The sequence below is a fragment of the Capilliphycus salinus ALCB114379 genome, assembly GCF_047276495.1.
GTDB classification, from domain to species: Bacteria; Cyanobacteriota; Cyanobacteriia; order Cyanobacteriales; family Microcoleaceae; genus Capilliphycus; species Capilliphycus salinus.
In genome coordinates this window covers 2356232-2368398 of record NZ_CP178543.1, presented here as the reverse complement: position 1 = coordinate 2368398, position 12167 = coordinate 2356232, and the positions used below count along the sequence as shown (strand labels likewise).

Below are 12167 nucleotides of genomic sequence, written 5' to 3'. Positions count from 1 at the left end.
TATCATCCTTGACCAATTTTTTCGGGATTAAAATGATTAAAAACGGAAGTTTTATCGCTGAACTTGTTGGACTCGACGGCGCAGTTCAGCCCGAGTTGTGCTTTCTAAGAAAGACGCTTTTTCCGGTTCGTTTGCTTCACTTTGATTGAAGTATTTTTCGTAGGCATCGCAGAGGTCGCCAACGGTGCGAATGGTGGTAATTGAAACGAGTTCCGCGAAGGGATCGGCATTCAATTTGATTTCTAAAATTGCCACCAATTGCGCCAAATCTAGAGAGCTAAAACCCAAGTCCGCATTTAATTTTTGTTCGCTATCAATTTCGGTAATCTTTGCCGAGTTTTGTTGTGCTATCTGTAAGACGGTTTCGTGAATAATTTGTTCGATGTTAACCATGATGCCTCAAAATTTTGAATACATTATTAACGGAAATCTTGAAATTTTAATCGGTAATAAGCGGTTAATTTCTAACAGGTAATGCCGCCATCGACGACCAAAGTTTGACCTGTAATAAATTGAGCATCCGCAGAGAGCAAAAATCGAATTGCTGCCACAATATCTTGAATAGAACCCAACCGACCGAGGGGAGTTCGTCGGATAATTCGGTTTCGTTGTTCGGGAGTTAAATCCCCCACCATCTCGCTTTCAAAGTACCCTGGAGCCACCGAATTTACCCGAATCCCTCGCGGCCCCAATTCTCGGGCTAGACTGCGTGTAAAGCCATCTAAAGCCGCTTTGGTGGCGCTATAAACCGAAACTCCCGAGTGTCCTCGCACGGCGTTGACCGAGGAAATATTAATAATAGTTCCGGTTTGATGAGATAGCATCACCCGAGAACAAACTTGAGTCAGATGAACCGCACATTCAAGATTAAGTGAAATCACACGTTGAATCTCTGCGGGTCGCATCAATCCCAAAACCCCATCGGAACCAATTCCGGCGTTATTAATCAGTGCGTCTATCCGACCGTAGCGTTGGGCGACAGACAAAGCAAACTGTTTGACTTGTTCGGGGTCAGTTCCATCAACAGGTTCCCACAAAAAAGCGTTTGTTCCTTCATATTTGCTTTGAAAATCTTCGATAAATTGAGTTGAAGAACGGCTGAAAGTGGCAACAATATGACCGCGAGCCAAACAATCGGAAACAATTCCTCCGCCCAAACCTCGACTCCCGCCACTGACAAGAATAACTTGCTGTTGAAAATCCATGAATTATGCTCCTTTTCTCATCTTTTTGAACCGTCCGCTATAGAGTTTTTCTTCGCTGACTTTCAACACCATTGGAATTTTGAAAGGGGCGAGTTTGTCTTTGCAAAATTCCCGCATTCGTTGGTTGAGTTTCTGCGGGTCTTCGGGTTCGACTAAGTTAACGGTTGCAACCACAACATTGCCAATAACCGGGTTGGATTTTCCTCGCACGGCGACTTCTTTAATGTTATCCATTTCTCGCAAGACGCTTTCAACTTCTGCGGGATAAACTTTTTCGCCGCCCACGTTGATAATTTCGGAAGTTCGACCCAAAATGCGGATATATTCTCCGTCTACTTCGACCGCATCTCCGGTATTAAACCAGCCGTCTTTATCAAAGGGAGAAGGGGCGTTTAGATAGCCTAACATGGCAGATTCTGATCGAACCCACAGCACTTTATCAACGATTTTGGTTTCAAATCCCGCGCCGCTAATTTTAATCCAGAGGGAGTTAGAATCTCGGGATTGAGTTTTCGGAATTCCCAGTTCAGACAGACCGTAGGTTTGTTTAAACTTAACATTCGGAAAGGTTTTGTTTAAGTTGTCTAACGTGCTGGCTGGCATCGGTTCGGTGCCGTAGGTAATCAGTTCTAAAGATGATAAATCATATCGTTTGTAGGCTTCTGAAATCAGCAGCATATTCAGAAAAGTTGGGGTTGTGGGTAGAAGCTGAACCCGATACCGTTCTATGGCTTGACAAATGGCTTTAGGACTCCGTTCGTCAATCGAAATGGCGGTTCCTCCGCTGCTGAAAATGTAGAATAAGGTGTTGATACCGCCAATGTGATCTAATAATAAAAAGGTTAAACTCCGAAATTTGGGACGGGGTTTTTCAAAGTTGGCGATCAGTTTATTAAAGTTCAGCAACAACGCTTTACTTTCTCCGGTTGAACCCGAAGTAAATAGGATTAATCCCGGTTCTCCTGCTGATTGCAGTTGGTGGAGTAAAGGGTTGGTGTCGATTATTTCTCGTTTTGTTAAATGCCAATTGTCGTTATTATCGAAGTCAAAAAGAGCCGCTGCTTGAGCAATATTCAAAAATTTTTCTTTTTTATCGGCCACTGAAGTTGTTAAGGGTACTGCAATATTTCGATTGATTAGCAGCGCCACTAACAACATACAAATGTTGGGGGAATAGTCTCCGTACAGGGCCACACAGTCTCCGGGTTTAATGCCCGATTTTCTCAGTTCATCTTGCCAGCGATTAACTCCTTCCAATATGTTTTGGTAACTGTACTGTTGTTCGTTCCAAATCAGAGCAGGTTCCTCTTTGAAGCTACTCAGGCGACCGAGTAACCAGTGGGTAGTAATTGTGGAAGTCATCGTTTTACTCAAACCTTAAAAGGTCGATTTTTGTCCAATCCAGTTACCAGGCGATTTTAGAGTAAAAATTAAAAATTAGCAACTAACTTTACTCAATCTTTAAAAATTATCTTTGTTCCTTTATAAAAGCCTACCATTTACTTGTCTTTACAAATTGTTTTTTCAATGTTTTTTGAGGTTATACATTTTATCGATAAACCTGTTTAAATCAACGTTTTTAAAGCATACAATTAATATACATTTGCTCACTTGTAACGGTGAACTCTAAAAATTTATGGCCCAAATTTAGCTTTTGAAGCTGGTCAGTTAGAACCTAGAGTTGGGCCGGCGGCTCTATGTTCACAATGATTGATAGAAAAGACTGTCCCTGTCCCATCACTAGCGACGTGATTTGCTCCCTACGGTATTGGTCCCTGTGGAGGGGAATCACTACAGCAAGTGTGTATAATAGGCACAGCCACCAATTGGAAGCCACACACTTAAATGACTTCTATCGGTTCTCGTTTCCACTGTGAACTCATTCTTCTGTCGTTTAATGCTTCAGGAGTCAGACAGGAACGTAGATTTACCTAAAACAACTGCTTGTTTTTCTGATGTCAATAGGGCTTCAAAGCCAGAAAATTTTCCCCAAACTTCCTTTAGGTTCACTGTTATCGCCTATCTTGACCTTTCTGTTGATGATTCAACTTTGATTGATATTTCACCGAGCTTTACTAAACCTTTATAAACTTTCCATAATTCTTTACCCAAACTTTAAATGAGGGGCTTGACCCCACACCCCAAAATGGTTATATTATGATAGTAGATGCACCCTGATGGTAGGGAGAGTTGCCAAAGCGACTCTCTCTTTTCTTATCCACAACTTTGTGAAAAACTTGAGAACTTTGCTCTCCAGTTCTCCTAGAAATGTGACAAACTCGTGAAAAAAAATATTCGGATTATCGTGAGTATTGTTTACGGTTAATCCTCTTCAATTTATTTAATAGTTTTCAACTGACTTTACAGAATCTTTACAACAAAAGGGGGATTACTTTACAGAAACTTTAAAATAAAACCTTGACTATATACAGGATGTTAATAGATTATTATTATAGATGCACCCAGATGATAGGGGGAGTTGCTAAAGCGGCTCTCTCTCTTTCTTGTTGAGATCAACACAGAATCAACCCCCGAAGAATTCTATACAAAAGCTTTACAAAACTCGAGTCTTTTTTTACAGAAACTTTAATCTACAACCTTGACTTTTTATAGGATGTTGAGGGATTATAGATACAGATGCACCCAGATGGTAGGGGGAGTTGTTCAACAACTCTCTCTCTTTATTTTTTAGAAAACTCTCTACAAATCCCCGGAAATTCTACACGAAAGCTTCACAAAAATCGAGTATTTTTTTACAGAAACTTTAACAAAAAAACTTGACTTTTTATAGGATGTTGAGGGATTATAGATACAGATGCACCCAGATGGTAGGGGGAGTTGTTCAACAACTCTCTCTCTTTATTTTTTAGAAAACTCTCTACAAATCCCCGGAAATTCTACACGAAAGCTTCACAAAAATCGAGTATTTTTTTACAGAAACTTTAACAAAAAAACTTGACTTTATACGGGATGTTAAGACATGATAAATACAGATGCACCCAGATGGTAGGGGGAGTTGGTCAAACAACTCTCTCTTTTATTTTTTTGGGAACTTTCCAGAAATACTCAAAAAATGACTGATAAAGCCTTCACAAAAATCGAGTATTTTTTTACAGAAACTTTAACAAAAAAACTTGACTTTATACGGGATGTTAAGACATGATAAATACAGATGCACCCAGATGGTAGGGGGAGTTGGTCAACAACTCTCTCTTTTATTTTTTAGATAAATTTCAACAATTTTTCTTGAAATTATCGGCAATAAAACCTTCACAAAAATCGAGTATTTTTTTACAAAAACTTTAACGAAAAAACTTGACGTTATCGGTAATTTTAAGACATGATAAATACAGATGCACCCAGATGGTAGGGGGAGTTGGTCAACAACTCTCTCTTTTATTTTTTAGATAAATTTCAACAATTTTTCTTGAAATTATCGGCAATAAAGCCTTCACAAAAATCGAGTATTTTTTTACAGAAACTTTAACAAAAAAACTTGACTTTATACGGGATGTTAAGACATGATAAATACAGATGCACCCAGATGGTAGGGGGAGTTGCTCAAACAACTCTCTCTTTTATTATTTAGAAAACGCTCTACAAACTCCCGGAAATTCTACACGAAAGCTTCACACAAAACGAGGATTTTTTTACGGAAATTTTAACAAAAAAACTTGACGTTATGGATAATTTTGAGAGATGATAAATACAGATGCACCCAGATGGTGGGGGGAGTTGCTCAAACAACTCTCTCTTTTTTATTGAAGGGTAAACACCTCGGAGAAACGGAGATAAAATACAATCCGAGTGAGAGTCTTAAACAATTATATCGTTGCTCGATTGTCCCGAAGATAGACAGAAATCATCAGCCACATCAGAAAGTCTTGCTCAACTTAAAGATAAATTCGGTATAACTAAAGCAGTAAAAACGCTGCTGAAACGAACCGGAGATGCAAGAACAAGCCGATCAAATCTTCAAACAGGGAATTCTACAATACCAAAACCATCAATTTGAAGCAGCCCTGCAAACTTGGCAACAAGCCCTGATCCAATATCAAAATCTCAAAGATCGCAAACGAGTTGGATCAACATTCGGCAATTTGGGTGTTGCTTACGAAGCCTTAGGAAATCTCGATCAAGCAATCAAATCTTATCAGCAACACTTGGCGATCGCAATAGAAATAGAAGATCTCAAAGGACAACTCAACGCCTTGGGAAACTTAGGAAATGCTTGCTACACTCAAGGGGACTATCACCAAGCCATTAGCTACCAACAGCAACGGTTAGCGATCGCCCGTCAACTGCAAGATCCGCAAACCGAAACCCAAACCCTCTCCAATTTAGGGATAGCTTATCATGCTTCCGGGGAAATTTCCCAAGCTCTAGAATACTATCAGCAACAGTTGGCGAAAGCCTCCGAAACCAACAACTATCCTTCCCAAGGAAACGCCCTAAAAAACTTGAGACTCGCCTATCAAACCCTCGGGGAAGATACGCACGCCCAAAACTGCTATCAACAGCAATGGGCTATCCTGCGTCAGAGGTTCCTAGAGGAAAAAAGCGATGAATTCGTGCGAATTGCTAAAATTGTCGGTTTCGACCTGTTAGAAGACCTCGCAGGGGCAGATCTGAGCGGTTTTGACCTCAACTACGCCGATCTTCCGGGCGTTAATCTAGAAAATGCCAATCTCACCCAAGCCAACTTAGCCCTAGCTGACTTGAGTGGCGCCAAACTCACCCAAGCCAACCTCAGCCAAGCCATCCTCAGCAATGCCAACCTCAGAGATACCGATCTCAGCTATGCTAATCTTTGTCAAGCCGATTTACGAACGAAACTGCCTCGTGCTAACCTAAGCTATGCTAATCTCACGCAAGCCGATCTCAGTAGCGCTTATCTGCCCCAGGCCAACTTGAGTCATGCCAACTTGTCCTCAGCAAATCTAAAATATGCTGACTTGACAGGGGTTGATTTAACAAATGCCAATTTGCAGGATGCTGATTTGAGTCGGGCTGAGTTAAAAGATGCCATTGTGGAGAATGTCTGCTTTACAAAGGCGATCGGAATTTCTCGGCGTGTTCAATCGGAGTTAATCGAACGAGGCGCTATTTTTGATCAGAATCAATCAAAGAATGCAACAGATAATTGATCCCCCTAAATCCCCCTTAAAAAGGGGGACTTTAAGCATTCCCCGAACCTCCCCTGCCTCCCCAACCCCCCCACCCCCCTTTTTAAGGGGGGATCAAGGGGGGATAAAAGGGGGGATCAAGGGGAGATAAAAGAGAGGTTTAGCCCCTAGAAGGATCGAAAACCTAGAAACATTGGTAACAAGTATTGAAGTCTTTTATATTAAGATAGCTGAAAATTACAATGACTCGTGTAGAAGGATTGTGGCCCCATAATGTAAGTCCAAATCGCTTGGCTGTGTTAGAGTGTAAGTTGGCGATTTGGTTGCGATCGCAGGGTTTAAAATCAGAAATAAAAGTTGATAATCTGTCAGTTCTCACCCAACAAGCCGCCGCCGCAGGATGTGATTTTTCTCAACTGCAAAAAGAGATTCAAACTGTTATAGAAGCGGAAACCGACAACTTTTTAGAATTGGCAAATTTTGCGGGTTTAAACCCTTTAGAAGATTTTGCAGGCGCCCGACTGTTAGGAGCGAATTTAACGGGTTTAGATTTGAGTGGGGCGGAGTTGAAAGGGGCTTATTTGAGAGGTTCGGATTTAAGTGATGCTGATTTGAGTAATGCTGATTTAAGAGAAGTTAATTTGAGTGGGGCTGACTTGAGTGGGGCGTTATTGAGTGATGCAAATTTAACGCAAGCTGATTTACATCGGGCGAGTTTGGCTTTAGCAAATTTAAGCGGGGCGAATTTAACTGAAGCAAATTTAACCGAAGCAAATTTGAGCAATTGTAATTTGAGTGATGCCAATTTAAGTAATGCTATCCTCAAAAATGCTAACTTAACTCAAGCGGGTTTGGCGTTAACAAATTTAACCGATGCCGATTTTACCGGAGCGAATGTTAAACAGGCGAGAATGTGGCACGATGCGGGTTTATCGGAACAAGTTAAACAAGATTTAATCAAACTGGGGGCTATTTTTGAGGAATAGAAAAATATTTTTATTTTGCTTATTTTTGCGATATTTACGGGTTTAAAATGTGTTCGGGGGTTAAGTTTAATTCGGGAAAACTCGGCGAATTAATTTTATTTTCTTCCCGAAATTCAACGCTATCGTAAAATCCCGAAACTAAGGTTAAAACCGAAACTTTGAGTTCTTGCGGGTCGATAATCCAATATTCGGGTATTTCTAAAGCCGCATATTCTGAACGTTTGTAGCGGTAGTCATCATCGGGATTATTAACGCTCACTATTTCAACCGCTAATAGGGGAGGTTCTTCGAGAATTGCTGATGGTAATGTTTTGAGAAATTGACGTTGAGTTTCAGTGATAACGATTAAATCGGGAATTCGAGATTTTGTAATTCCGGTTCTCACTCCCACATTTCCGGGTCGTACAGCCCAATCTAATTGTAATCGTTGAATCTCTGCTTTTAAGATATCATAGATTAAACATAAAATTTCAGCGTGTAATCCACTAGCGGGAGGCATGGGAACTAATTCTCCGTTGAGAAGTTCATATTTTAAATCACTATTATCTCTAAAGTCAAGATAATCTTGAAAGCTGTAGGTTTGGGTTGCGGTTTCTAGCATGGGAGTTGCTCAACAGCAGTTTTGTATAATATTATTTTAGCAAAAAAAGTCTTCAATTAAGGATTTAAAATTTGTTCAACCGTTAAGTTTAATTCGGGAAAACTCGGCGAATTAATTTTATTTTCTTCCCGAAATTCAACGCTATCGTAAAATCCCGAAACCAACGTTAAAACCGAAACTTTGAGTTCTTGCGGGTCGATAATCCAATATTCGGGTATTTCTAAAGCCGCATATTCTGAACGTTTGTAGCGGTAGTCATCATCGGGGTTATTAACGCTTACAATTTCAACGGCTAATAGGGGAGGTTCTTCGAGAATTGCTGATGGTAATGTTTTGAGAAATTGACGTTGAGTTTCGGTAATTACGATTAAATCAGGAATGCGAGATTTTGTAATTCCGGTTCTCACTCCCACATTTCCAGGCATAACAACCCAATCTAATTGTATTCGTTGAATTTCAGCCGATAATGCTTGAAATAAAAACAGAAGAATCAAAGCGTGTAATCCACTGGCGGGAGGCATTGAAATTAATTCTCCGTTGAATAATTCATATTTTAAATCACTATTATCTTTGAAGTCAAGATAATCTTGAAAGCTATAGGTTTTTGTTGCAGTTTCTAACATCATAGTTGCTTACCTATAATTTTGTATAATATTATTTTAGCAAAAACTGACTCAATAATATCTAATTCCATCTAAGCTAGAATGACTTTAACGGAAGCCCAATGTTATCTGGAGAGAAAACCATGAAATCCGAGTATGATTTTTCCCAAACCGAATCAGGAAAATTTTACCATTCTGATGCCAAGTTTCATGATCCAATTTATCTCGAACCCGATGTCGAGGAATTTTTGACAAAAATGGCTGAACATAAAAAGATTGACATTCAAGTTTTAGTGAATGAATGGTTGAGAAATACTATGAAACTGATTTAATAAATTGAGTAGGTAATAGGCGGGGTTGATGGCATTTTTACAATCAAGTTAAAAACTTGTAGGAGCGGGTTATGAAAAAAAACTTTTGCTTGTCATAGATAATTTATATTAAACCCGCCCATCTCACTGAAAATATAGAGTATAATCTAGAAATCAAACAAAAGCATTCTTAATCTTGACAAGTTTATGCTGATCTTTTTTATTCATGGTGTTGCTGCACGAACCTCTCAATATGCTAATTCCTTACAATCTTTACTAGAAAAAGAGTTTCTTCAACGTCAAGAAAAAATCCCTCTATTTTACTCGGGTTTTTGGGGAAATGTTTATCGAGAACTAGAGATTATCTGGAATCGAATTGATAATGCACAAGAACCTTTAAAACATCAAGAGTTTAGAAAAGGATATTTGTCTCAGTTTGTGGGTGATGCTTTTACCTATTTAGGTTCATAAAGGGGGGCTAAAATCCGAGAGAATCTCGCCAATCAATTAATCGATTTTATTCATAAAAACCCTTTAGAAAGAGAGTTGCACATTATTACTCACTCTTTGGGAACTGTGATTTTATGGGATATTTTATTTTCAGACAAGTTTGAAGCCAATGATCCAGCTTTTAAAATTAGAGACATTTTGAATAAAAGTTCGGTTGATTTACCGGATAGAAAAATTCATCTCAAAAGTATTACAACAATGGGATCTCCCATTTCTTTATTTAATATTATGTTAGAAGTAAAACCTCAGCAGGTAAACTTTTTAGCGCAGCAATATACAAGTCAAAAACTCAACTGGCTGAATCTGATTCATGGTTCTGATATTATTGCTTATCCCATACATCCTGTTTTAGATAGTCAGGACTTATCCAGTCTCTTTCTAACAGAAGAATATCTTCAAGAAAACGTGAACCCTCTGGAAGCAACCTTAGAACAGTTATCTGAATTACTCAACCGTAAATCTGCTTATCCTCAAGAAATTACAAATATTCTCAGTTATGCACAAGTAGCCGCAGGTTCATTAAATGCTCATACATACTACTGGAAAAGTGATCGAGTGGCTTATTTAATTGTCAACCATATTTTAGAGCAACACAACGAGCAAGTTTTGAATCAAACGCTTTGCATACAACAAGCGATTCAACGATTAAAACAAGTTCCGGGTTTTACCGAAGATCAAATGAAACTGAGCGAGACCTTAAGCCTCGACAAAAATATTAGTAAAATTAATTTTAAAGATCAAAGTGGATATCTGGTCTTCAGTAAAAATTTCTTGGGAATTCACAATGTTTATATTTTTGATCATCAAGATAGGGCTTGTTTGGCTGGATATGTCGGGTTAATTCACGTCCCCGGCTTAAAACAAGAAGTGGAATTTATTCAAAGAGAGTTAGGGGTTTAAACAACAGTATCAATGGAAAAAGGCGATCGCAGTCTCGGCAGATTTTGCCTAAGTTATCCTCAATGGAAGCGGGTTAACCTGCAAGCAGTGAGAAAAAATTGGTCTTCGTGGAACTCACCGCTACTGCTAAAATAGACAGACTTGGGGATCAACCAAATCAAATTAGGGATTATCATAGTAGAAGTCGAGTCACAGAAGACTCCGTTCCCAACGGCATCCCCCTGTGACCCATTTTCAATCTGCTGCACGAAAAATCACAAACTATGTTCGACGCCCTTGCTGAACGCTTAGACTCTGCCTGGAAAAAACTCCGGGGTCAAGATAAAATCACCGACTCCAACATTCAAGACGCCCTCAAAGAAGTCCGTCGGGCTTTACTCGAAGCCGACGTCAACCTCCAGGTCGTCAAAGAATTTGTCGCCGAAGTCGGTGAAAAAGCACAAGGGGCGGAGGTGCTGTCGGGCGTGCGACCGGGAGAACAGTTCGTCAAAATCGTGCATGATGAACTGGTGAGTGTCATGGGAGAAAGTAACGTTCCCCTGGCCAAAGCCGACTCGCCGCCGACAATTGTGTTAATGGCTGGTTTGCAAGGGACGGGTAAAACCACCGCAACCGCCAAATTAGCCCTGCATCTTCGCAAAGAAAACCGCAGTGCGATGATGGTGGCGACAGACGTTTACCGACCTGCGGCGATCGATCAGTTGAAAACCCTCGGCCAGCAGATCGAAGTTCCGGTGTTTGAACTCGGAAGCGACGCCGATCCGGTGGAAATTGCCCGTCAAGGGGTCGAACGGGCCAAAGCAGAAGGCATCGATACCGTGATCATCGACACGGCGGGCCGTCTGCAAATTGACCAAGACATGATGGCCGAACTCGCCCGCATCAAAGAGGTTGTCAAACCCCACGACACCCTATTAGTCGTTGATGCGATGACCGGCCAAGAAGCCGCGACCTTGACCCAAACGTTTAACGAACAGATTGGCATTAGCGGCGCAATTCTGACAAAATTAGATGGGGATAGCCGAGGCGGTGCGGCCCTGTCCATCCGGCGAATATCGGGAGCGCCGATTAAATTTGTGGGGGTGGGTGAGAAAGTCGAAGCCCTGCAACCGTTTTACCCGGAACGGATGGCTTCTCGCATTTTAGGAATGGGTGATGTCCTGACGCTGGTTGAAAAAGCGCAGGAAGAATTTGACCTGGCCGATGCCGAGAAAATGCAGAAGAAGATCATGGAAGCCAAATTTGACTTCACAGACTTCTTGAAGCAAACTCGGCTGATGAAAAATATGGGTTCCCTCGGGGGTTTGGCGAAGTTGATTCCGGGGATGAATAAAATCTCCAAAGAACAACTCGAACAGGGAGAACAGCAATTGAAGCGATCGGAAGCGATGATCAATTCAATGACCATAGAAGAACGCAAAAACCCCGATCTATTAGCCAGTTCTCCCTCGCGACGTCGGCGCATTGCCAAAGGGTCAGGTCACGGTGAAAAAGACGTCATGCGACTGGTGGGCGACTTTCAGAAAATGCGGGGCATGATGAAGCAAATGGGTCAAGGTACCTTTCCCGGAATGGGAGGAATGCCCGGAATGGGAGGAATGCCGGGTATGGGAAGCGCACCGCCCCCCGGTTGGCGAGGCCATCCCAGTGCAGGGGGCAGCAAAAAGAAAAAGAAAACCAAGAAGAAAAAAGGGTTTGGGCAACTCTAACGCACCGACCACAGAACCGTTAGACAACAGAGAAATACATCCTTGGGGAAGTCGATGTTTGAAAAGCGGTGATGATTTATTCATCACTCCGGAGTCGCGATCGCGCTTTGTTGCAGCTTCGGCGTTAACGTTGCTGTTGTCTGAGTCTATCCCCAGTCCCTAAACCTATGCCCAGGTCCAAAAAAATAGCTGAGTCCGGAAGGCAGTGTGCAGGCTC

General features: G+C 41.1%; 12 protein-coding genes. 7 read left to right on the top strand and 5 right to left on the bottom strand.

Annotated elements, in window-relative coordinates:
- Positions 1-51: 51 nt before the first annotated feature.
- From ACL6C3_RS09865 to ACL6C3_RS09855, 3 genes are all read right to left on the bottom strand, one after another.
- Positions 52-393, bottom strand: a complete 342-nt coding sequence (locus ACL6C3_RS09865; protein WP_413166993.1) for a hypothetical protein — start codon at positions 391-393, stop codon at positions 52-54.
- A gap of 71 nt (positions 394-464) precedes the next feature.
- Complete coding sequence (locus tag ACL6C3_RS09860; protein ID WP_413166992.1) at positions 465-1205, bottom strand: SDR family NAD(P)-dependent oxidoreductase; 741 nt, start codon at positions 1203-1205, stop codon at positions 465-467.
- A 3-nt stretch (positions 1206-1208) separates the two neighbouring features.
- Positions 1209-2567 carry a class I adenylate-forming enzyme family protein gene (locus ACL6C3_RS09855; protein ID WP_413166991.1) on the bottom strand — a complete coding sequence of 453 codons (1359 nt, stop codon included), beginning with the start codon at positions 2565-2567 and terminating at the stop codon, positions 1209-1211.
- 2588 nt (positions 2568-5155) lie between these two features.
- Here ACL6C3_RS09855 and ACL6C3_RS09850 point away from each other — a divergent pair.
- Positions 5156-6352 carry a pentapeptide repeat-containing protein gene (locus ACL6C3_RS09850; protein ID WP_413166990.1) on the top strand — a complete coding sequence of 399 codons (1197 nt, stop codon included), beginning with the start codon at positions 5156-5158 and terminating at the stop codon, positions 6350-6352.
- A 221-nt stretch (positions 6353-6573) separates the two neighbouring features.
- Positions 6574-7317: a pentapeptide repeat-containing protein gene (locus ACL6C3_RS09845; protein ID WP_413166989.1), complete on the top strand. Its 744-nt coding sequence runs from the start codon at positions 6574-6576 to the stop codon at positions 7315-7317.
- A gap of 34 nt (positions 7318-7351) precedes the next feature.
- On the opposite strand, the gene ACL6C3_RS09840 is transcribed toward ACL6C3_RS09845, so the two are convergent.
- Both ACL6C3_RS09840 and ACL6C3_RS09835 read right to left on the bottom strand, forming a co-directional pair.
- Positions 7352-7918: a Uma2 family endonuclease gene (locus tag ACL6C3_RS09840; RefSeq protein ID WP_413166988.1), complete on the bottom strand. Its 567-nt coding sequence runs from the start codon at positions 7916-7918 to the stop codon at positions 7352-7354.
- A gap of 56 nt (positions 7919-7974) precedes the next feature.
- Entirely contained in the window at positions 7975-8544 is a 570-nt protein-coding gene (locus ACL6C3_RS09835; RefSeq protein WP_413166987.1) for a Uma2 family endonuclease, read from the bottom strand.
- Between the two features lie 119 nt (positions 8545-8663).
- Here ACL6C3_RS09835 and ACL6C3_RS09830 point away from each other — a divergent pair, with 119 nt between their 5' ends.
- From ACL6C3_RS09830 to ACL6C3_RS09810, 5 genes are all read left to right on the top strand, one after another.
- Positions 8664-8852, top strand: coding sequence for a hypothetical protein (locus tag ACL6C3_RS09830; RefSeq protein WP_413166986.1), 189 nt, complete (start codon positions 8664-8666; stop codon positions 8850-8852).
- Between the two features lie 186 nt (positions 8853-9038).
- Positions 9039-9302, top strand: coding sequence for a hypothetical protein (locus ACL6C3_RS09825; protein WP_413166985.1), 264 nt, complete (start codon positions 9039-9041; stop codon positions 9300-9302).
- Between the two features lie 75 nt (positions 9303-9377).
- Positions 9378-10241: a hypothetical protein gene (locus ACL6C3_RS09820; RefSeq protein WP_413166984.1), complete on the top strand. Its 864-nt coding sequence runs from the start codon at positions 9378-9380 to the stop codon at positions 10239-10241.
- A 263-nt stretch (positions 10242-10504) separates the two neighbouring features.
- The gene (ffh, locus tag ACL6C3_RS09815) at positions 10505-11950 is read left to right on the top strand and encodes a signal recognition particle protein (RefSeq protein ID WP_413166983.1); all 1446 of its coding nucleotides are present in this window, start codon (positions 10505-10507) and stop codon (positions 11948-11950) included.
- Positions 11937-12113: a hypothetical protein gene (locus ACL6C3_RS09810; protein WP_413166982.1), complete on the top strand. Its 177-nt coding sequence runs from the start codon at positions 11937-11939 to the stop codon at positions 12111-12113. Before ffh ends, ACL6C3_RS09810 begins: the two co-directional genes overlap by 14 nt.
- The last annotated feature ends 54 nt before the right edge of the window (positions 12114-12167 follow it).